Genomic DNA, 19331 nt, shown 5'->3' with positions numbered 1-19331 from the left:
TCAGTCGATGGCAGTAGCGCAGGCGTCGAAAGGCGTGGACGCGGCATGACCCACGACCGGCACGACCTTCAGCAACGCCGATGTCGCGCGGCACGGCAACGCGGCGAGCGCGCAGCCGTCGAGCACGAACGGGCACGCCGCAAGCGCCGCGCACGCAAGGGCAAGACGAAAAGACCTCCGCATGATTTACGCAGTCGTATCGACGTGATTGCCGAGATGCGCCGGATTGCTCGCGGGCGTCTTCGCCGCGGGCGTGCCGGTTTCGACGGTCGGCGTTTCGGTGCCGCGCTTGATCGGCAGCGTGTGCGACGTCGCTTGCGTCGTATGTTGAGTGGCAGGGCTGGTGACGTTCATGCTGCTCCTTTTCGGATAAGGGACGTTGCGGATTGCAACGGGAGCAATCTTCGTCGAGCGCGAGAAGCCACGATCACACAAGCAAAACGTCGTTTCCCCGAGTGCTTACGAGCCATTAGCAGCGATTACGCAGGCGTTACCAGTTCTTTCCTCGCGTGCGAATCTGCATGTTGCGACGCAGCGCGCGGCGCGAGATGGTATGACTGTTTCGGTAGTAAAAGCGGGTTAACGTGAATTAAAACTGGCCGAATACCTTCATATAGTCAATCTATCTCGGCGCCGTTGCCTCGCTCGTCGCAAAACCCAAATACCGGAATGGCATCGGGATGAATAGAACAACGAATTAACAGGTTATTCCATAATCATTCGAACAAGCACGGATACATAGCCAACGGATGGAGGAACCACTGACATGAAACGCCGCACCGTGTTAGTCGCGATGGCCGCCGCGCCACTCGGCGCAACGCTCCCGCTTTCCGCGTTCGCACAGAAGCCCATCGTCCTCGGGTTCGCGCAGGTGGGCGCCGAAAGCGAATGGCGCACCGCCAACACCGAGTCGATCAAGTCGAGCGCGAAGGAAGCCGGCATCGACCTGAAGTTCTCCGACGCGCAGCAGAAGCAGGAGAATCAGATCAAGGCAATCCGCTCGTACATCGCGCAAAAGGTCGATGTGATCGCGTTCTCGCCCGTCGTGGAGACTGGCTGGGAGACCGTGCTCGTCGAAGCAAAGAACGCGAAGATTCCCGTCGTGCTGACGGACCGCGCGATCAGCAGCAAGGACGACTCGCTCTATGTCACGTTCATCGGCTCGGACTTCACCGAGGAAGGCCGCAAGGCGGGCCGCTGGCTCGTCGAGAAGGAGAAAGGCAATCCGGGACCGATCAATATCGTCGAATTGCAGGGAACGGTGGGCTCCGCGCCCGCGATCGATCGCAAGAAGGGCTTCGAGGAAATCATCAAATCCGATCCGAAGTTCAAGATCATTCGCTCGCAGACCGGCGACTTCACGCGCGCGAAGGGCAAGGAAGTGATGGAGGCATTTCTCAAGGCCGAAGGCAAGAAGATCAACGTGCTTTACGCACACAACGACGACATGGCGATCGGCGCGATTCAGGCGATCGAGGAAGCGGGCATGAAGCCGGGCAAGGACATCATCATCATTTCCGTCGATGGCGTGAAGGGCGCGTTCGAAGCGATGATGGCGGGCAAGCTCAACGTATCCGTGGAATGCAGCCCGCTGCTCGGGCCGCAGCTGATGTCCGTGGTGAAGGACATCAAGGCGGGCAAGTCGGTGCCCAAGCGGATCGTTACGCAGGAAAGCATCTTCCCGATGGAGGTCGCGGCGAAGGAATTCCCCAACCGCAAATACTGACCGCCGATGACATCGCCAGTACTGGAGTTGCGCGGCATCGACAAGCGCTTCGCCGGCGTTCATGCGCTGCAGGACGTGAACCTTGCGCTCTATCCGGGCGAGGTTCACGCGCTCATGGGGCAGAACGGCGCGGGCAAGTCGACGCTCATAAAAGTGCTGACCGGCGTCGTGAGTCTCGACGCCGGCGAGATTCTGCTCGAGGGCCGCGCGATCCATCCCGATTCGCCGCTCGACGCGCAGAAGCTCGGCATCAGCACGGTCTATCAGGAAGTGAATCTGTGCCCGAACCTGTCGGTGGCGGAGAACATCTTCGCAGGCTATTTTCCGCGGCGCGGCGCGCTGCATGGCTATCGCATCGACTGGGATAAGACGCACGGGCAAGCGCGTGAGCTGCTTGCGCGCATCGGTCTCGATATCGACGTGACGCGTGTGCTGACGAGCTATTCGGTCGCCGTGCAGCAGATGGTCGCGATCGCGCGCGCGCTCAAGCTATCGTCCAAAGTGCTGATTCTCGACGAGCCGACCTCCAGCCTCGACGACGACGAAGTGCGCCGCCTCTTCGATGTACTGCGCCGCTTGCGCGAACAAGGGCTCGCGATTCTCTTCGTCACGCACTTTCTGAATCAGGTCTATGCGATCTCGGATCGCATCACGGTATTGCGCAACAGCCGGCGCGTCGGTGAATGGCCGACGAGCGAACTGGGCGCGCAGGCGCTCATCGCGGCGATGCTCGGCCGTGAGCTTGCCGCCGCGCAGGCGCGTCAGTCGCCGCCCGACGACATCGAAACGGCCACGCAGGAAACGGCGTTGCTCGATGCCACGCGACTCGGCCAGAAAGGCCAGCTTCAACCGCTCGATCTGCGCGTGCGCGCGGGCGAAGTGGTGGGCGTCGCGGGCCTGCTCGGTTCGGGGCGCACCGAACTCGCGAAGCTGCTCTTCGGCCTCGAAAAGCCCGACGAAGGCGAACTGCGCATCGATGGCATGCCGGTCTCCTTCACGACGCCCGCGCAGGCGATCCGTCACGGCATCGCGTTCTGTCCGGAAGAGCGCAAAGCGGACGGCATCGTCGCGGAGCTGTCGCTGCGCGAGAACATCGCGCTGGCGTTGCAGGCACGCATGGGCGCGCGGCGCTGCCTCACGCGCGCCGAACAGAACGCGCTCGCCGAACGCTTCGTGCGCGCGCTCGGCATCAAGGCCGCGACGCTCGACATGCCTATCGGTCTCTTGTCCGGCGGCAATCAGCAGAAGGCGCTCATCGCGCGGTGGCTCGCGACCGAGCCGCGCCTTCTGATTCTCGACGAGCCGACGCGCGGCATCGACGTCGCCGCGAAGCAGGAAATCATGGACGAAATACTCCGGCTCGCATCGACGGGCATGGCCGTGCTGTTCATTTCTTCGGAGATATCGGAGGTGGTGCGTATCGCGAATCGCATCGTCGTGTTGCGCGACCGGCGCAAGGTCGGCGAGTTGCCCGCCGGAACCAGCGAAGATACGGTATGCGAAATGATCGGAGCCGAACATGGATGACACCGCGCGCCGCATGACGCTTCGTTCGATGATGGAACATCGGCTCGGCTGGCCGATCGTCACGCTCGTGCTGCTGCTCGCGCTGAACGCTGCGTTCAATCCGGGCTTTCTGCATGTCGAGTGGCGCAACGGTCACGTCTACGGCAGTCTCGTCGATATCCTCAATCGCGCCGCGCCGCTCGCGGTCGTCGCGCTCGGCATGACTATCGTGATCGCCACGCGCGGCATCGATATCTCCGTCGGCGCGGTCGTCGCCATCGCGGGAGCGGTCGCCGCGTGGGCGATCGGCGGATCGGTCGCGGGCAACGTCACGCGCTTCCCGTTGCCTGTCGTGATCGTGGCGGCGCTCGGCGTCGCGTTGCTGTGCGGCTTGTGGAACGGCCTGCTCGTCGCGCGCGCGGGCATGCAGCCGATCATCGCGACGCTCATCCTGATGGTAGCGGGACGCGGCATCGCGCAGCTCATCACGAACGGTCAGATCATCACGATCTACTACACGCCCTACTTCTTCTTCGGCGGCGGCTATCTGCTCGGATTGCCGACATCGATATGGATCGTCGCGCTCGTGTTCGTGCTGCTGTATCTTGCGATCACGCGCACGGCGCTCGGCCTCTTCCTGCAGGCGATCGGCATCAATCCGACCGCCGCGCGCGTCGCGGGCGTGCAGGCGAAACGGCTCACGCTCGGCGCGTATGCATTCAGCGGTTTGTGCGCGGGCGTGGCGGGCATTCTCATCAGCTCGAACGTCAAGAGCGCCGACGGCAACAACGCGGGCCTCTTGCTCGAACTCGATGCGATCCTCGCCGTCACGCTCGGCGGCACCGCGCTCACGGGCGGTCGCTTTACGCTCGCGGGCAGCGTGATCGGCGCGCTCATCATCCAGACGCTCACGTATCTGATCTATTCGCTCGGCGTGCCTCCGGAGGTGAATCTCGTGGTGAAAGCCATCGTCGTGTTCGCGGTGATGATGCTGCAATCGGGCGAGTTCCGCGCGACGGTCGTGAAGTTCGCGCGCCGCCCTGCTATTGGCCGCAGCGAGGTGCGCCGATGAGTTCGCCCTTGCCCAAGCCGCCGGGCGTCACGCTTGCGCATCCTCGCGACGCCGCTGCACCGAAGCGCAGCTTCTCGACGAGCCGCTATCTGCCGCTCGCCGCGACGATCACGCTGTTCATCGCGATCTCGGTACTCGGCTCGGTGATGTACACCGGCTTCTTCTCGCCGCAGGTCTTTCTCAATCTGCTGATCGACAATGCGTTTCTGATCGTCGTCGCGGTAGGCGAGACCTTTGTGATCCTGTCGGGCGGCATCGACCTTTCGGTGGGATCGGTGATTGCGCTGACGACGATGGTATCCGCCGCGCTCGTCGAAAAAGCGGGCTGGCATCCGCTCGTCGTGATCCCGCTCGTGCTCGCGATGGGCACCGCATTCGGCACGCTCATGGGCTGGCTCATCGCGCGCTTTCGCCTGCAGCCGTTCATCGTCACGCTGGCGGGCATGTTCCTCGCGCGCGGGCTGTGCTATCTCATCAGCATCGATTCGATCAGCATCACCGATCCGTGGTATGCGGCCGTATCGCAGATTCGCATACCGGTCATGAGCGGCGCGTCGCTCTCGCTCGGTGCGGTGATCGCGCTAGTCGTGCTCGCGGCCGCCGTGTTCATCGCGCATTACACGCCGTTCGGCCGCACCATTTATGCGGTCGGCGGCAATCCGCATTCGGCGCTTCTGATGGGCTTGCCGGTGAACGCCGCGACCATCGGTGCGTACGCGCTATCGGGCTTCTGCTCCGCGCTCGGCGGCGTGCTGTTCACGTTCTACATGCTCTCGGGATACGGCCTGCACGCGATGGGTCTCGAACTCGATGCGATCGCCTCGGTCGTCATCGGCGGAACGCTCTTGACGGGCGGCGTCGGCTATGTGATCGGCACGCTGTTCGGCGTGCTTCTTCTCGGCATCATTCAGACGCTGATCTCGTTCGACGGCTCGCTCAGTTCATGGTGGACGAAGATCGCGGTCGGCGCATTGCTGCTCGTGTTCTGTCTGTCGCAGCGCGCGTTCGGCGATCGCTCCGCGGCGAAGCGCTGACGACGCCATGGACTATCGTCATCCACAACCTCGCAAGAGCATGCACGCGCGCATCGTGCAGGAGCTCGGCATCGACATCGTGAGCGGCAAGCTCAGTCCCGGCGATCGCCTGCCCGCCGAAGCGAAGCTGTGCGAAGCCTATGGCGTGAGCCGGCCCGTGCTGCGCGAAGCGACGCGCGTGCTGGTCGCGAAAGGGCTCGTGCTGTCGAAGCCGCGTCTTGGCAGCGTCGTGCGTCCGCGCGATGAATGGCACACGCTCGATCCCGATGTCCTCTTTTGGACGATCACCAGCGTGCATGAAGGCGCGTTCTTTCAGTCGCTGCTCGTGGTGCGCAGGATCGTCGAGCCGGCGGCGGCCGCGCTCGCCGCATCGAATGCGACAGAGGAAGATGTCACGCGCATCCGCGATGCGTACGAGCGCATGTCGCATGCGCCGACGCCCGAGGCACTGCTTACGCCCGATCTGGAGTTTCATCGCGCGATCATGACGGCGACGCACAACGACATGCTGATGTATATCGGGCACATGTTATCGCTCGCGCTGTCGGAGTCGATCAAGCTGACGAGCCGTCATCCGGATACGCACGCGCTGTCCTTGCCGCGCCACAAGGCGATACTCACCGCGATCGCGAATCGCGATCCGCTCGGCGCGCGTCATGCGAGTCTCGTGCAACTCGACAATGCGCTCGCCGATGCCCAAAGCGTGTTGACGGCGGTTTATCAGGAGTAAGGCTTCAAGTATTGCGCCGCCACGCGTTGTCCTTCAGCGCGTTCGCGAGCGCATCGACGGACCATGCTTCATCGAGCGCCTGACGCAATAGCGCCTGCTGACTCTTCGGCGCAAGACCGCCGATGGGCGGATCGCGATCGAGGTTCGTCGGGAACGCGTAGCCTTCCGCGCACGCAGCGATGACCGCATCGATCTCCGCATCGCTCATGCTTTCCGTCGACTTGAAATCGAGCAGTACCGGATAGACGGATTCGCACATGCGCGCGCGATCGAGCGTTTCCATCGCGCGTCCATATGCCGATGACACCTGCAGCAGATTCGCCATGCGCTGCACGTCGCGCGTGCGGTTCGCGCCCGCGGCATGAAAGAGCGCGGGGCTGAAGAAAAGTGCATCGCCCTTTTCGAGCGGCAATTGAACGTGATGCGCTTCGAAGTATTCGCGGAAGTCCGCGCGCCGCCACGCGAGATACCCTTGCGCATAGCGCTGCGAAAACGGCAGCAGCTTCGTCGGACCGCTTTCCACAGGCATGTCACGATGTGCGACCGCGCCTTGCAGCGTGAGATACGGCGAGATCGCGTGAACATGCGCCGGATAGCGCCGCACTTCATCGGCAGTCTGGAAACCGAGGTGATAGTCGCGATGCGCCTGCTGCGCGTCGCCGCCCGGACGCACGACATTGACTTGCGATGTCATCTGAAAACCGGGGCCGAGCCATGCAAGCGCCGCGCATTCGATGAACCGGTTCGCAAAGTAACGCGCGAACACGCGCGGCGCGTGCAGACAGAGCTTTTCCTGCGCATTCCAGATACGATCGTTCGCGCCCGCCTTCGCGAAGTGATCGGCGGCACTCGCACCGCGTTCCCGCTCTTGCCGGATGATCGATTCGAAGATCGCGGCGGCCTCGTCGATAGGATCGACATCCGCATACGCATGCTTGAGCACGAACACGCCTGCGCCATCGCGCAGGACCGTGGCCCATTCCGCCTGCAACGCCATGCATGTCGATGAATCGTCCAGCGCGGGGGCGAGCGCGCCGCAGTCATATAACGGAATGCCGCGCTGAATGTGCGACGCGAATGTCAGCTTCGGTCGCGCGTCGCGCTCGAGCAGGCTCGCGAATTCATCGAGTGAGCAATCGCTTTCGGCGTACCAGTTCGTCTGATTCATGTCTCGCTCCGTTTTCGACAAGCATAGCGGCTGATGCTGCCGAATGCGCGGCACGAATGACGGCAGCCTACTTCAGCGGATCGTGGCCCCAGTTCATCAGCGAGTATCGCCAGTGCGAATGCTCGACTTCGTGCGGGCGCTGCGCGAGGTGCCGCTTGATGTAACCGACGACCTTGCGCATGTGCGCGTAGTCGTCTTCGCCGAGATCGGCCTTCTTCTTGCCGAGAATGTCGATGATATGCCGACCCGACTTGTGCCCCACTGATTCGCCGCCGCCGTTCTTCTGGCCGACTTCGCGCGACTCGTCGGTCGCGAGCCACTTTTCGAGTTGAGCGGGCGTCATGTTGACGAGATCCTTGAAGGTGCCGTAAGTCGCGCTGTCGTCATCGTGGTGCTGCGCGGTCATGAGTTGCCTCCGTCGTCGGCGATGTCATGCCCGCGATTCAGCAAGCATCACACCCGCTTCAGATACCGCTCAAGGAACTCGATGAATACGCGCACTTTCGCCGACAAATTCAGCCGCTCGGGATAGATCGCATAGATATCGGCGGGCGGCATCGACCAGTCGGTGAGCACGCGTTCGAGCGCGCCCGAATCGATAAACGACTGCGCGTCCCATTCGGAACGCGTCAGCACGCCGTGACCGTCGAGCGCCCAGCGCAGCGTCGCTTCGCCATCGTTGCTGCTCATCGTGCCGTGGACTTTCACCGTTTCGTGCCGCTTGCCCTTCGTGAAATGCCAGGTGCCGTACGCCGTGTCGTTCTCGCGCAGCACGATGCAGCGATGACCGCGCAGATCGTCCGGCTCCTTCGGCGTGCCATGCGCTTGCAGATACGCCGGCGCTGCGCATACGAAGCGCCGGTTCGCCGCGATCTTTCTGCCGACCACGCGCATGTCCGGCAATTCACCGAAGCGAATGCCGACATCGAACGCGAATTCGGCGAGATTCATCGGACGATCGGTGAGATCGAGCTGCACTTCGACATCCGGATATTGCCGACGAAACTCCGACAGCGCCGGCGCGATATGACGCCGCCCGAAGCCGAACGTCGCGTTCACTTTCAACAGGCCGCGCGGCAGATCGCGGCTGCTCGACACCATGCGTTCCAGTTCCTGCACCTGTTCGAGCAGGCGCGAGCCGGTGCCGAGATAGAGCTCGCCTTCCTGCGTCATCGCGAGCCGCCGCGTCGTGCGGTTCAGCAGCTTCACGCCGAGACGCCGTTCGAGCTGGCTGAGGCGCGCGCTCACGGCGGGCGGTGTCACGCCGAGCTCGCGCGCGAGCGCCGACAAGCTGCCTTGCGTGACGAGCCGCGCGAAAAACTCCAGGTCGGCGATCGAGTCCATTTTTAAATTTAGCTTAACAATGGGTTAAGACAAGCTGCATTTTACGGTCTCCGTTATCGAATTACACTGGCTTCGACTTATCGGAGAAGCAAGAACGGAGACAGCATGGGACAGACGCTTTATCGGAAGATCGTGGACAGCCACACGGTTTTTCACGTCGACGATGAACACGTCGCGCTTTACGCCGACCTGCACATCATGAACGAGTACACGAGCCCGCAAGCATTCGCGGGACTCGCGCAAAAAAACCTGCCGGTGCGTTGCCCGGAAAAGCAGATGGGTGTCGTCGATCATGTGATTCCGACGCATCCCGTCGCGGTCGACAAGCGCACGATCATGATCGACGCCGCCGCGCAGCAGGCCGCGAACTTCACGCGCAACTGCGCGGAGCACGGCATCCATCTGTTCGATGTGCGCGACCGTGCGCAAGGCATCGAGCATGTGGTCGCGCCGGAGATCGGCCTGATTCGCCCCGGCATGGTCGTGCTGTGCGGCGACAGTCACACCACGACGTATGGCGCACTCGGTGCGCTGGGCTTCGGCATCGGCACATCGGAAGTGGAACATGTGCTCGCGACGCAGACGCTCGTCTATCGCGTCGCGAAGGACATGCGCATCGTCGTGGATGGCGCGCTGCCTCGCGGCACGACATCGAAGGATCTCGTGCTCTACATCATCGCGAAGATCGGTGCGCAGGGCGCGCGCGGTTACGTCGTCGAGTATGCGGGCAGCGCGATCGATGCGCTCTCCGCCGAGGCGCGCATGACCTTGTGCAACATGACCGTCGAAGCAGGTGCGCGCGGTGCGTTGATCGCCCCCGACGAGACGACGATTCGCTATGTCGCCGAGCGCATCGGAACCGATGCATTCGTCGCGCAATGGAAGCAGTTCGCGTCCGACGCCGACGCATCGTTCGACATCACGCATCGCTTCGACGCGCGCGATGTCGCGCCGTTCGTCACATGGGGCACGAGCCCGGATCAGGCCATCGCGATCGATGCGCGCATTCCCCGCCTCGCCGATGAACCGGTCGCGCAACGCAATGCATCGAAGGCGCTGGACTACATGGGACTCGATGCCAATCAGGCGATCGAGGGCCTCGCGATCGATCACGTATTCATCGGTTCATGCACGAACGCGCGCATCGAAGACTTGCGCGCCGTCGCCGATATCGTGCGCGGCCGCAAGGTCGCGCCTTCCGTGCGTGCGATGGTCGTGCCCGGTTCCGGCATGGTCCGCGAGCAGGCGGAACGCGAAGGCATCGCCAGCGCGCTGATCGAGGCGGGCTTCGAATGGCGTCAGCCTGGCTGCTCGATGTGCCTCGCGATGAACGACGACATCCTGCAACCCGGCCAGCGCTGCGCGTCCACGACCAACCGCAATTTCGAGGGCCGCCAGGGACGCGGCGCCCGCACCCATCTGATGAGTCCCGCGATGGCTGCCGCCGCCGCGCTCGCGGGCCGTATCGTCGACGTACGCAAGGAGCTGGAGCATGTCTGAACACGCAACATTGACCGGCATCGCCGCGCCGTTGCCGCTGAACAATCTCGACACCGACCAGATCATGCCGAAGCAGTTTCTGTTCGGCATCGACAAGTCCGGTCTCGCGCGCGGCGTTCTGTATGACTTGCGCTTCGATGCATCGGGCAACGCACGCAAAGACTTCGTGCTGAACAGGCCCGACTATGCGGGCGCGCGCATTCTCATTGCGGGCGCGAACTTCGGCTGCGGATCGAGCCGCGAGCACGCCGTATGGGGCTTGCAGCAAGCGGGAATCGATGCCGTCATCGCGCCGAGCTTCGGCGAAATCTTCTACTTCAACGCGCAGAACAATCGCTTGCTGCTGATCGCGCTCGATGAAGCCGTCGTCGCTGCATTGAGCGCGCTCGCGAGCGATGCAAAGACGAATCAGTTGACCATCGACGTCGCGAATCAACGCGTGAGCACGAGCGACGGCACGCACTACGCGTTCGATCTTCCGCAGCGACCGAAGCGCATGTTCATCGAAGGACTGGACATGATCGGCATGACGCTCGCCGACAGCGACGCGATCCGCGCATTCGAAGCGAAGCACGAGGCGCTGCGTCCGTGGATGAAGATCGATTTGCCCGCGCTACGCAACAAGCAAGCAGCGTAAGGCGAAAAAGAGACGCACGAGCGTCCATCGCCGCATCACTTCTCAATCAGGAGACACGATATGGAAAGCCCTTCGTTGCGCACGGGCGCGACGCCGCTCGGACTGCGCGCGCGCTTCTCGTTGATGACCATCGGCGGCATGCCGGTCGCGATGTTCGTCGCGCTCTCACTGGTCACGATACTCGCCGCCATCACCGGCAAATTGCCGAACGACATGATCGGCGGCTTCGCCGTGCTGATGTTATCGGGCCTGTTGCTCGGCGAAATCGGCAAACGCATTCCGGTGTTCAGGCATATCGGCGGGCCCGCGATTCTCTGTCTCTTCGTGCCTTCGGCGCTGCTCGGCTACAAGCTGATGGACGATGCCGCGCTCAAGGCCATCACCACGACAATGAAGACCGCGAACCTGCAATACCTCTATATCGCGTGTCTCGTCGCGGGCAGCATTCTCGGCATGAATCGCAAGATCCTGATTCAAGGCTTTCTGAAGATGTTCGTGCCATTGCTGGTCGGCACGGTGACGGCGATCGCGGCGGGCGTGCTAGTCGGACTGATGTTCGGCTATGACCCGAAGCACACGTTCTTCTATATCGTCATGCCGATTCTGGGCGGGGGCATCGGCGAAGGCATTCTGCCCTTGTCGATCGGTTATGCGGAAATCACCGGCGCGGCGCAAGGTCATCTGATCGCGATGATGGTGCCCGCCGCGCTCATCGGCAACGTCGTCGCGATTCTCGCGAGCGGCTTGCTCAAGCGCTTCGGTGAGAAACATCGCGCATATAGCGGCGACGGCATGCTCGTGAAGAGCGGCGACGATCAGGCGCTGCTGAAGGAACAGAAAGCCGAGGCCGCGCTCGATCTGCGCCTGATGGGTTTCGGGCTGCTGCTCGGCTGCACGCTGTTCATTCTCGGCATGCTGCTCGCGCCTGTCACCGGCATCCCCGGACCCGTGCTGATGATCGTCGCAGCCGCCGTGCTGAAGGTCGTGCGCGCGATTCCCGAACGCATGGAGATCGGCGCGTATCAGATCTACAAGTTCATGTCGACGAATCTCACCTTCGCGATCCTCGTCGGACTGGGCACGCTCTTCGTGTCGTGGGACAAGCTCGTCGGCGCATTCTCGCCCGCGTACTTCGTGATCTGCGCGTCGACGGTCGCGGCGATGGTCGTATCGGGATTTTTCGTCGGCGCGTGGCTGAAGATGTATCCAGTCGAAGCGGCGATCATCACCGCTTGCCATAGCGGTCTCGGCGGCACGGGCGATGTCGCGATTCTGTCGTCGTCGAATCGCATGGGACTCATGCCCTTCGCGCAGATTTCGACGCGCATCGGCGGCGCGGGCATGGTCGTGTTCGCCACGCTGATGATGAAGTGGTTCGGCTGACGTGCATGCGGCGCGCGCGGCGCACGATTAGCGGTTCGGCGCGCGCGGAACGGGAAGGAAATGCAGCAAGGCTTTGAGCGTATAGATGACGATCATGGTCCCGGCAAGATCGCCGATGAACATCGCGAAGAATCGCGCGACGATATGCTCCGTATCGCCCTGAAGATAAAACCAGATGTTATGCAGCAGCGGACCGGCAAGCGCATAAGCGACGGTGAGCATCATCAATCTGCCCGCCGTCAGATTCGATAGCGACGCGTCGAGTCCATAGATCTCGCGCGCGAGTCGATACACGGCATAAGGCGCGACGGTCGCAATGATGCCGCCGACGAAAGATCTCACCGGATCATTTGGAAAGAAATAAAAGAAATCGACGAGCCAGCTTGCGAAAAGCAGCCCGAGTGCGCCGTCCGCGCCCAACAACAGCGTGCTGAGCAGCCGAATGCCGGCCGGAAGATAAATCCAGTTCACGCCTCGCACGAACTCGGAATGAGTAAAGATTTCCTGATTGGCCCAGAGCGAGGTGATAAAGACGAGCGCCGTTCCGACGACGGAACATAAGCGAAGTTGAAGGGAAGACATTGGCGGCGTGCCAGTGAGCGGCGGTAAGGACGCACATCTTATCGCAGCACCGCGCGAATTCATGCGTCGCGCATCGTGCGCGTCTGGCCTTGCGCTCTTCCGCCGTAATTCGCCGACGATTCGAGTTTGGCCGCGATGCGCTCCAGTTCGTTCAAAAGCGATTCGAGCTCCATGCGCTGAAGCGGCGCGATGGCGGGCGCATGCTGCAATTCCTCGATGCGCTCGCGCCAGTACGAAACGGGCCACGCCGCGCTGCGATGCCAGTGGCGCGAGCGGATCATCCTCGCGAGATGTTCGATCTCCTGCTCGATGAAATGCGCCGTGATGTAGTTGTTATCGCGTTCCTGAACCACGCCCCTGCCCTCCCGGGAAATCGCTCGGGCAATAGCGAAACGCTCACTCGTCCGCTCTTCGTATTGCTCCCTTGTATTGCGACCTTGTATTGCGACCTTGTATTGCGACCTTGTATTGCGCCCTTGCTCGACGCACTATCTTAGCACTTACTTATCAACTTGATAAATAGATCGTCGATTGTGGTTTGCCGTATATCGCGAATGCTATGATCGGTTCGTTCCCTAAAAGCGATTTCTTCATGGCCAAAAAGAGCGTGTTCGATGCCTATTTCCGCTTCCTGAATCTGGCTCAGGCAGTGCAGGCATTGCCTTCGGTGCCGAAGCTCGATGCTGCCGAAGAACGCTTGCTCGAAGCGCTCACGGCGTCGTGGCACGCGGGCCATGCGCTGACGGTCACGGAGACGATGGCGCTGTCTATCGCGGGCGCGCCGGCGACGGTGCATCGCAAGCTGACGAACCTCAGAAAGCAAGGCCTCGTATCCGTCGATGAAAGCAGCGACGATCTGCGCATCAAGACCGTCGTGCCGACGCGAAAAGCACTGGATTACTTCGAGAAGCTCGCGGCGTGCCTCGATGAGGCGAAGAAGAGACGCTGAGAATCAGAACCGGTCGATCATGCCAACCTGCACGCCGCGCACCGGCGCGCCGGGATAAGCCGCCGGAATCCCGACTACGTTCACGCCGCGCAGCGTGAAGGTCGCGTCGCCATGATTGCGCAGCATCGCGCCGCTCGCGTAAAGCAGCACCTTCGGCGAGAGATCGTATTCGCACGCAACGCTGAACTGGTCAGCGTCGTTATCGCTGCCCGAGCGATCGCGTGCATACGCATAGCCGAGCGATGCGCGCAGGCGCGGCGTCACCGCGTAGCGCATCGAGACCGAAAGACCGTCGTTGTGATAGCGCGGCGACCCGCCATCGCCGTTGAAGTACGAGAGGAAGGCCGTCGTCTTGCCGAAGCGATACGACACGCCGCCGAGATTCGCACGCAAGCCGGTGTCGCCTTGCGTGTCCTGATGCGCGTACGAAATGCGAAACGGCCCGCTGTGATACGCGAACGTCTCGTAGTTCCCCGATAGCCCGTTGCCGTTGCCGCTATCGCGCAATGCGACCATGAGCGTCGTCGTGAAGCCGTGAAAATCGGGCGACAGATACGTGATGCCGTTATTCGTGTAAGGCGTGATCTTCGACAGATTGTTGAGCCCCGACGCGATCGTGCCCGCACCGAATGCATCGAGTCCGCCCTTGAACGGAATGTAGATCGGCGAATACTGCCGGCCGAAGCGCAACTCGCCCCACGGCGCGCCGAGCCCGATCCACGCCTGTCGATTGAAGATCGTGTTGGCCGTCGCGAAGGTGCCGTCGGCGGAACTGAAGCCGCTTTCCAGATCGAAGAGCAGACGCGTATCGCCGCTCAATTGCTCGTAGCCGCGCAAGCCGAAGCGCGAGCCGCGATACGCGCCCGAATCCATGCGCGGCGTCCACGACGAGCCCGGGTTCGTCACTTCGATGCTCGTATCGATGCTGCCGTACAAGGTCACGGCGCTCTGCGCATGCGCGGACGTTGCACCGATGCCGCACAGCATCGATACAGCCAGCAGGCACATGAAAGTGTTGGTCAGACGCATGAAATCTTCGGTTCGTACGATCAGTGGTTCAATGCATACGCGATGACGTAATCGCCACGATCCGGCGATTGCCGCGCGCCGCCCGCCGAAATCAGCACGTATTGCTTGCCCGTCTTCGGCGACACATAGCTCATCGGACCGCCCTGGCTTCCGACCGGCAAGCGCGCCTTCCACACTTCCTTGCCGGTGGCGCTGTCGAACGCACGCAGATAATAGTCCTGCGTGCCCGCGATGAACACGAGGCCGCCTTGCGTCGCGAGCGTGCCGCCGAGCGTCGGCATGCCGATGGGCATCTTCACGCGCATCTTGATGCCGAACGGACCCGTATCCTGCACGGTGCCGACGGGCACTTGCCACACGATCTTTTGCGTCTTCAGATCGACCGCGGAGAGCGTGCCGAACGGCGGCTTCTGGCACGGAATGCCGAGCGGCGACATGAAGCGGTTCTTATTCACGGCATACGGCGTGCCCTTCAGCGGCACCGCGCCCATGCCCGTGTTGACGGCTTCGCCGCCGTTGCTCGCGGGCGCGCTGTCGGTCTTTTGCGGAATCATCTGCACCCAGAGACCGAGGCGCATGTCGTTCACGAAGACGACGTGATGATTCGGATCCGTCGACAGGCTGCCCCAGTTCATGCCGCCGAGCGATCCCGGGAAGCTCAGCGAGACATCGGTGTCGGGGGCGGTGAAGAGGCCGTCATAGCGCATCGACTTGAAGCTGATGCGGCACATCAACTGATCGAACGGCGTCGCGCCCCACATGTCGGATTCCTTCAGCGTGTCCGCGCCGATCGTCGGCATGCCGGCCGAGAACGGCTGCGTCGAAGAGTACTGTTCCTGCGCGATCGTGCCCGTCTTCACCTTGCGTTCTTCGACGCGCGTAAGCGGCTTGCCCGTCATGCGGTCGAGCACGAAGATCTGACCGGATTTCGTGCCGAACACGACCGCGGGCTTCGTCGATCCATCCTTCTCGGGAAAGTCGACGAGGCTCGGCTGCATCGGAACGTCGAAGTCCCACAGATCGTTGTGGACCGTCTGGTACACCCACTTTTCCTTGCCGGTGGTCGCATCGAGCGCGAGGATCGACGTCGCGTACTTGTGATCCAGCGGCGTGCGATTGCCGCCCCACAAGTCCACCGACGAGCTGCCCATCGGGATGAAGACAGTGTTCATCGCGGCGTCGTAGGACATCGGCGCCCACGAATTCGGCGTGCTGCGCGCGTAAGTCTGACCCGGTTGCAGGCGCGCGTTGGGGTCGTCGCGGCCCGGATCGAACGCCCAGCGCATCTCGCCGGTAATGACGTCGAAGCCGCGCAATACGCCGCCCGGCATGTCGGTCTGCACGTTGTCGGCCACGCGTCCGCCCACGACGACGGTCGTGCCCGCGAGCGTCGGCGCCGACGTGAGCTGATACTTCGGATCGTCGGCCGCGCCGAGACCCGCTTTCAGGTTCACGAAGCCGTGTTCGCCGAAGCCTTCGCACAGCGCGCCGGTGTCGGCATCGATGGCGACGAGACGCGCATCGATCGTGTTCATCAGCAAGCGGCGCTGGCAGCTTGCGCCCGCCGCGATGGAAACGGGGGTCACAGGCGTCGAACCGTTTATCGTCGGTTGCGCCACAGGTTTCGTCGCATCGAAATACGCAAGGCCGCGACAGCGGTTCCAGACCTGCGCCCGCGCGTTGATCTCGCGCTTCCAGATCTGCTTGCCGCTGTCGGCATCGACGGCGATCACGTTGTTGTGCGGCGTGCACAGGTAGAGGCGGTCGCCGATCTGCAGTGGCGTCTCCTGATCTTCCGCGCCGTTGCCGGTCGGGCTTTCGGGGACATCGCCCGTATGGAAGGTCCACGCGACACGCAGATCCTTCACGTTATCGCGCGTGATCTGATCGAGCGCCACGAAGCGGCTGCCGCCGGCCGTGTTGCCGTAGTTGCTCCAGTCCTTCTGCGCGTGCTCCTTCGCGACGGGCACGAGCGGCGTTTCATTGCCATCGGATGCGACGGTCGGATGCGGCTCGAACATCTGCACGAAGGTAACGAGCATGCAAAGCGCGATGACGCCAGCGAACGCATACGCGCGCTTCGGCGCGGGCTTGCCCGTCTCATGCGTGCGCAACGATGGCCATGTAAGCAGCGCGAGCATCATGAAGCCGGCCGGCAGCATCAGCCGCGACACGAGCGGCCAGAAATCGAAACCGCCGTCGATGGGCGCCCACACGAGCGTGCCGATAAATACCGCGCCGAAGGCGAGCACAGCCGACGACTTCGCCCGCAGGAACTGCACCGCGGATACGACGATAACCGCTCCCGCGATCACGAAATACGCGCTGCCGTGCAGAAGCGCGAGCTTTGCGCCGCCGACGACGAAAATCAGACCAGTGGCCAGCAGCGCGAGGCCCAGCACAACACACCCTGCTCTCAGCGCGGCTGAAAGACGGGCTTTACTCGTAGACATCGAAATCTTCTCCAGGAATCTGCCATGCGATCCGCTTCGGCGACGACAGGAATGCCGCGGCCGTATCGCACCGCGCGATGAAAGCGTGCCGTGAAGTCGATACCGCGACACGCGAGAAGCGGCGACGCATGCACGCGTGCGCCGATGTGCGCGGCTGGATCGCATGTCCCGCGCGATCAGTCAGACCGGCCGGGGCATTAGCGTAAACCCGTGCATTCTAACCAGATAGTTAAATTTCTGCATAGTTCGCACGAATGCAGCGCGGCGCAGGCTCACACGTCGTGCTCGGTCGCGAACGCTTGTCCTTCTTGTTCGAGCCATGCGCGAAACAGCACGATCAGATCGTGCCCCGCTTTCTCATCGGCGACATACGTGCAATAGCTTCGCGACGGCAAACGCGGCCCGTCGAATGGCGCAACGAGACGGCCTGACGCGAGATCGTCGGCGACGAGCGCGGTCGGGCCCATCGCGATGCCCATGCCATCGACAGCGGCCTGCAAGGTCAGATAGAAGTGATCGAAGGTGAGCACCGCCGCTGGCGTGAGCGCCGCGATGCCCGCCTGCGCGAGCCAATCCGGCCAGACGCGCGGCAAGCTCGACGTGTGCAGCAGCGTGTGCCGCCGCAAGTCTTCAGGCGTCTGCAAAGGAAGACGTTTGGACAGCGTGGGGCTGCACACCGGCAGACGTTCCTCTTCGAGAAAGCGCCGCATCACGTAACCGTAAAACGTGTCGGGGCCGCCGCGAATCACGATGTCGTATGTGTCCTTCAGGCTTTCTACCGGTTCGTTCGATGTCTCTATCCTGACTTCCACATCGGGATGACGCGCGCGAAATTGTTCGAGCCTCGGCACGAGCCAGCGCAACGTGAAGGTAGCGGGCGCATTCACGGTGAGCGTGCGCGACAGGGCCTCGGACACGCCATAGCGCGCCGTGGCCTGCGAGAGCCGATCGAAGAGCGGACCGATTTGCGCGAGATAGACGCGCGCCGCCGGGGTCAACACCACACGCCGGTTATGACGCTCGAACAGGGGCGCGCCGAGCCACGCTTCGAGCAAACGCACTTGCTGGCTGATCGCCCCGTGCGTGACATGCAGCTCGGCGGCGGCTTCCTTGAAGCTACCGAGTCGCCCAGCGGCTTCGAAAGCGCGCAACGCATTGAGTGAAGGCAATGCCGGTCTCATTCGCAAGAGCTTTTCTAACGCGACGATGCAATTTATATGGTTTGTGAGCGGCTCACAAGATAGTTATTCTAGTAACTATCCGTCATATAACCGACATAAGAAAGCATGTTCACCTACACCGGCGGTGTCGTTCTCTTGGCAGCCGTGCTCCACGCAAGCTGGAACGCGATGCTCCATGGCAACCGCGACCGGTTCCTCTCGATGACGTGGATGAGCATCGCGATCGGCGCCGTGTCCGCGATCGTCGTCTTCTATCTGCCGATGCCCGCGAAAGCCGCGTGGCCCTACATCGTCGCGTCGGGGCTCGTGCATATCGTCTACAACGTGAGCCTCGTGCGCTCGTATCGGCGCGGCGATCTCGCGCAGGCTTATCCGATCGCGCGCGGATCGTCGCCGATGCTCGTCACGCTCGGCGCGGCCATCTTCGCGCACGAGGCGATCGGCCCGCTGCATGCGCTCGGGATCGTGCTGATCTCGGGCGGCATCATCGCGCTTGCATTGCAGGGCGGCCGCGTATCGCGCGCGGGGGTGCTCGCCGCGTTGACGACGGGCGTGACCATCGCGATCTACACGGTGATCGACGGCATCGGCGTGCGTCTGTCCGATGGCGAAGCGCTCACCTACACCGCGTGGATGTTCATGTTCTATTGGTTCATGCCGATGATTTTCGTCGCGAAACGCGGGCCCGCGGCGCTATGGACGCCCGTGAAGCGAGCGCCGATGGCCGTGGGTTCGTCGCTCGCGGGCGGCCTCGTGTCGATCGCGGCTTACGGCATCGTGATCTGGGCGATGCAATCCGGCGCGATGGGCACGGTCTCCGCGTTGCGCGAAACGAGCGTCGTGTTCGCGGCGCTCATCGGGCGCGTGTTCCTTCAGGAAGCCGTCAGCGCGAGGCGCTGGCTCGCCTGCGTGGTGGTCGCGGTCGGGGCGGTTTGCCTGGGGCTCTGACCGCTCTGCGTCATTTCGTCCGTAAGGCACATCTCGCGAACTGAGGGAAAAGCCGGCCTTTGATCGGCGAATCGGGATTGCGGAAGGTT

At 62.6% G+C, this 19331-nt stretch carries 20 protein-coding genes; 10 read left to right on the top strand and 10 right to left on the bottom strand.

What is annotated here, in order from left to right; genetic code table 11:
- Together NCR93_RS28020 and NCR93_RS28015 are read right to left on the bottom strand one after the other, a co-directional pair.
- Positions 1-183 carry a DUF6726 family protein gene (locus NCR93_RS28020; RefSeq protein ID WP_033536015.1) on the bottom strand — a complete coding sequence of 61 codons (183 nt, stop codon included), beginning with the start codon at positions 181-183 and terminating at the stop codon, positions 1-3.
- A gap of 3 nt (positions 184-186) precedes the next feature.
- Entirely contained in the window at positions 187-354 is a 168-nt protein-coding gene (locus NCR93_RS28015; protein WP_160172871.1) for a hypothetical protein, read from the bottom strand.
- A 412-nt stretch (positions 355-766) separates the two neighbouring features.
- On the opposite strand from NCR93_RS28015, the gene NCR93_RS28010 reads away from it, so the two are divergent.
- Genes NCR93_RS28010 through NCR93_RS27990 form a run of 5 tightly spaced genes read left to right on the top strand, consistent with a single transcriptional unit; the run spans position 767 to position 6068 of the window.
- A complete protein-coding gene (locus NCR93_RS28010; RefSeq protein WP_175980223.1) occupies positions 767-1726 on the top strand; it encodes an ABC transporter substrate-binding protein in 960 nt (319 codons plus the stop codon).
- A gap of 6 nt (positions 1727-1732) precedes the next feature.
- On the top strand, positions 1733-3253 hold the full coding sequence (locus tag NCR93_RS28005) for a sugar ABC transporter ATP-binding protein (protein WP_034470137.1): 1521 nt from the start codon (positions 1733-1735) through the stop codon (positions 3251-3253).
- Positions 3246-4304 (top strand): ABC transporter permease, encoded by a 1059-nt coding sequence (locus NCR93_RS28000; RefSeq protein WP_175980224.1) that lies wholly within the window; start codon positions 3246-3248, stop codon positions 4302-4304. Before NCR93_RS28005 ends, NCR93_RS28000 begins: the two co-directional genes overlap by 8 nt.
- Positions 4301-5338: a galactofuranose ABC transporter, permease protein YjfF gene (gene yjfF / locus NCR93_RS27995; protein WP_008346364.1), complete on the top strand. Its 1038-nt coding sequence runs from the start codon at positions 4301-4303 to the stop codon at positions 5336-5338. The genes NCR93_RS28000 and yjfF overlap by 4 nt, the downstream gene beginning before the upstream one ends.
- Before the next feature lie 7 nt (positions 5339-5345).
- Positions 5346-6068: a FadR/GntR family transcriptional regulator gene (locus tag NCR93_RS27990; protein ID WP_033536016.1), complete on the top strand. Its 723-nt coding sequence runs from the start codon at positions 5346-5348 to the stop codon at positions 6066-6068.
- Between the two features lie 4 nt (positions 6069-6072).
- Here NCR93_RS27990 and NCR93_RS27985 read toward each other — a convergent pair whose 3' ends face one another.
- From NCR93_RS27985 to NCR93_RS27975, 3 genes are all read right to left on the bottom strand, one after another.
- Positions 6073-7236: a phytanoyl-CoA dioxygenase family protein gene (locus tag NCR93_RS27985; protein WP_175980225.1), complete on the bottom strand. Its 1164-nt coding sequence runs from the start codon at positions 7234-7236 to the stop codon at positions 6073-6075.
- A gap of 67 nt (positions 7237-7303) precedes the next feature.
- Positions 7304-7642 (bottom strand): DUF3140 domain-containing protein, encoded by a 339-nt coding sequence (locus tag NCR93_RS27980; RefSeq protein ID WP_175980226.1) that lies wholly within the window; start codon positions 7640-7642, stop codon positions 7304-7306.
- 47 nt (positions 7643-7689) lie between these two features.
- A complete protein-coding gene (locus NCR93_RS27975; protein WP_239295314.1) occupies positions 7690-8580 on the bottom strand; it encodes a LysR family transcriptional regulator in 891 nt (296 codons plus the stop codon).
- A gap of 105 nt (positions 8581-8685) precedes the next feature.
- On the opposite strand from NCR93_RS27975, the gene leuC reads away from it, so the two are divergent.
- Genes leuC through NCR93_RS27960 form a run of 3 tightly spaced genes read left to right on the top strand, consistent with a single transcriptional unit; the run spans position 8686 to position 12100 of the window.
- Positions 8686-10080 (top strand): 3-isopropylmalate dehydratase large subunit, encoded by a 1395-nt coding sequence (gene leuC / locus NCR93_RS27970; RefSeq protein ID WP_175980228.1) that lies wholly within the window; start codon positions 8686-8688, stop codon positions 10078-10080.
- Entirely contained in the window at positions 10073-10717 is a 645-nt protein-coding gene (gene leuD, locus NCR93_RS27965; protein WP_175980229.1) for a 3-isopropylmalate dehydratase small subunit, read from the top strand. The genes leuC and leuD overlap by 8 nt, the downstream gene beginning before the upstream one ends.
- 60 nt (positions 10718-10777) lie before the next feature.
- The gene (locus NCR93_RS27960; protein WP_175980230.1) at positions 10778-12100 is read left to right on the top strand and encodes a 2-hydroxycarboxylate transporter family protein; all 1323 of its coding nucleotides are present in this window, start codon (positions 10778-10780) and stop codon (positions 12098-12100) included.
- Between the two features lie 27 nt (positions 12101-12127).
- On the opposite strand, the gene NCR93_RS27955 is transcribed toward NCR93_RS27960, so the two are convergent.
- Positions 12128-12682, bottom strand: a complete 555-nt coding sequence (locus NCR93_RS27955; RefSeq protein WP_175980231.1) for a hypothetical protein — start codon at positions 12680-12682, stop codon at positions 12128-12130.
- Between the two features lie 59 nt (positions 12683-12741).
- Complete coding sequence (locus NCR93_RS27950; RefSeq protein ID WP_008346348.1) at positions 12742-13035, bottom strand: hypothetical protein; 294 nt, start codon at positions 13033-13035, stop codon at positions 12742-12744.
- Between the two features lie 239 nt (positions 13036-13274).
- Between NCR93_RS27950 and NCR93_RS27945 the strand changes: the two genes are divergently transcribed.
- Complete coding sequence (locus tag NCR93_RS27945) at positions 13275-13631, top strand: MarR family transcriptional regulator (protein ID WP_033536044.1); 357 nt, start codon at positions 13275-13277, stop codon at positions 13629-13631.
- 3 nt (positions 13632-13634) lie between these two features.
- Here the strand turns inward: NCR93_RS27945 and NCR93_RS27940 are convergent, their stop codons facing one another.
- The 3 genes from NCR93_RS27940 to gcvA form a co-directional block, all read right to left on the bottom strand.
- The gene (locus tag NCR93_RS27940) at positions 13635-14660 is read right to left on the bottom strand and encodes a porin (protein ID WP_175980232.1); all 1026 of its coding nucleotides are present in this window, start codon (positions 14658-14660) and stop codon (positions 13635-13637) included.
- A gap of 20 nt (positions 14661-14680) precedes the next feature.
- Positions 14681-17113 carry a glucose/quinate/shikimate family membrane-bound PQQ-dependent dehydrogenase gene (locus NCR93_RS27935; RefSeq protein ID WP_175980233.1) on the bottom strand — a complete coding sequence of 811 codons (2433 nt, stop codon included), beginning with the start codon at positions 17111-17113 and terminating at the stop codon, positions 14681-14683.
- 272 nt (positions 17114-17385) lie between these two features.
- Positions 17386-18294, bottom strand: coding sequence for a transcriptional regulator GcvA (gene gcvA, locus NCR93_RS27930; RefSeq protein ID WP_175980234.1), 909 nt, complete (start codon positions 18292-18294; stop codon positions 17386-17388).
- 105 nt (positions 18295-18399) lie between these two features.
- Here gcvA and NCR93_RS27925 point away from each other — a divergent pair, with 105 nt between their 5' ends.
- Positions 18400-19242 carry an EamA family transporter gene (locus NCR93_RS27925; RefSeq protein WP_008346337.1) on the top strand — a complete coding sequence of 281 codons (843 nt, stop codon included), beginning with the start codon at positions 18400-18402 and terminating at the stop codon, positions 19240-19242.
- Positions 19243-19331 lie beyond the last annotated feature (89 nt).

Origin of the sequence: Caballeronia sp. ATUFL_F1_KS39 (genome assembly GCF_023630985.1) — a bacterium.
In the GTDB taxonomy this organism is placed as follows: domain Bacteria; phylum Pseudomonadota; class Gammaproteobacteria; order Burkholderiales; family Burkholderiaceae; genus Caballeronia; species Caballeronia zhejiangensis.
The sequence above is the reverse complement of the archived record's forward strand: the minus strand, read 5'-3'. Positions and strand labels throughout refer to the sequence as shown.

What these genes read in the sequence shown, in the direction of transcription:
- NCR93_RS28020 (WP_033536015.1), bottom strand. Translation starts at nt 183, where the DNA reads ATGCGGAGGTCTTTTCGTCTTGCCCTTGCGTGCGCGGCGCTTGCGGCG.
- NCR93_RS28015 (WP_160172871.1), bottom strand. Translation starts at nt 354, where the DNA reads ATGAACGTCACCAGCCCTGCCACTCAACATACGACGCAAGCGACGTCG.
- NCR93_RS28010 (WP_175980223.1), top strand. Translation starts at nt 767, where the DNA reads ATGAAACGCCGCACCGTGTTAGTCGCGATGGCCGCCGCGCCACTCGGC.
- NCR93_RS28005 (WP_034470137.1), top strand. Translation starts at nt 1,733, where the DNA reads ATGACATCGCCAGTACTGGAGTTGCGCGGCATCGACAAGCGCTTCGCC.
- NCR93_RS28000 (WP_175980224.1), top strand. Translation starts at nt 3,246, where the DNA reads ATGGATGACACCGCGCGCCGCATGACGCTTCGTTCGATGATGGAACAT.
- yjfF (WP_008346364.1), top strand. Translation starts at nt 4,301, where the DNA reads ATGAGTTCGCCCTTGCCCAAGCCGCCGGGCGTCACGCTTGCGCATCCT.
- NCR93_RS27990 (WP_033536016.1), top strand. Translation starts at nt 5,346, where the DNA reads ATGGACTATCGTCATCCACAACCTCGCAAGAGCATGCACGCGCGCATC.
- NCR93_RS27985 (WP_175980225.1), bottom strand. Translation starts at nt 7,236, where the DNA reads ATGAATCAGACGAACTGGTACGCCGAAAGCGATTGCTCACTCGATGAA.
- NCR93_RS27980 (WP_175980226.1), bottom strand. Translation starts at nt 7,642, where the DNA reads ATGACCGCGCAGCACCACGATGACGACAGCGCGACTTACGGCACCTTC.
- NCR93_RS27975 (WP_239295314.1), bottom strand. Translation starts at nt 8,580, where the DNA reads ATGGACTCGATCGCCGACCTGGAGTTTTTCGCGCGGCTCGTCACGCAA.
- leuC (WP_175980228.1), top strand. Translation starts at nt 8,686, where the DNA reads ATGGGACAGACGCTTTATCGGAAGATCGTGGACAGCCACACGGTTTTT.
- leuD (WP_175980229.1), top strand. Translation starts at nt 10,073, where the DNA reads ATGTCTGAACACGCAACATTGACCGGCATCGCCGCGCCGTTGCCGCTG.
- NCR93_RS27960 (WP_175980230.1), top strand. Translation starts at nt 10,778, where the DNA reads ATGGAAAGCCCTTCGTTGCGCACGGGCGCGACGCCGCTCGGACTGCGC.
- NCR93_RS27955 (WP_175980231.1), bottom strand. Translation starts at nt 12,682, where the DNA reads ATGTCTTCCCTTCAACTTCGCTTATGTTCCGTCGTCGGAACGGCGCTC.
- NCR93_RS27945 (WP_033536044.1), top strand. Translation starts at nt 13,275, where the DNA reads ATGGCCAAAAAGAGCGTGTTCGATGCCTATTTCCGCTTCCTGAATCTG.
- NCR93_RS27940 (WP_175980232.1), bottom strand. Translation starts at nt 14,660, where the DNA reads ATGCGTCTGACCAACACTTTCATGTGCCTGCTGGCTGTATCGATGCTG.
- NCR93_RS27935 (WP_175980233.1), bottom strand. Translation starts at nt 17,113, where the DNA reads ATGTCTACGAGTAAAGCCCGTCTTTCAGCCGCGCTGAGAGCAGGGTGT.
- gcvA (WP_175980234.1), bottom strand. Translation starts at nt 18,294, where the DNA reads ATGAGACCGGCATTGCCTTCACTCAATGCGTTGCGCGCTTTCGAAGCC.
- NCR93_RS27925 (WP_008346337.1), top strand. Translation starts at nt 18,400, where the DNA reads ATGTTCACCTACACCGGCGGTGTCGTTCTCTTGGCAGCCGTGCTCCAC.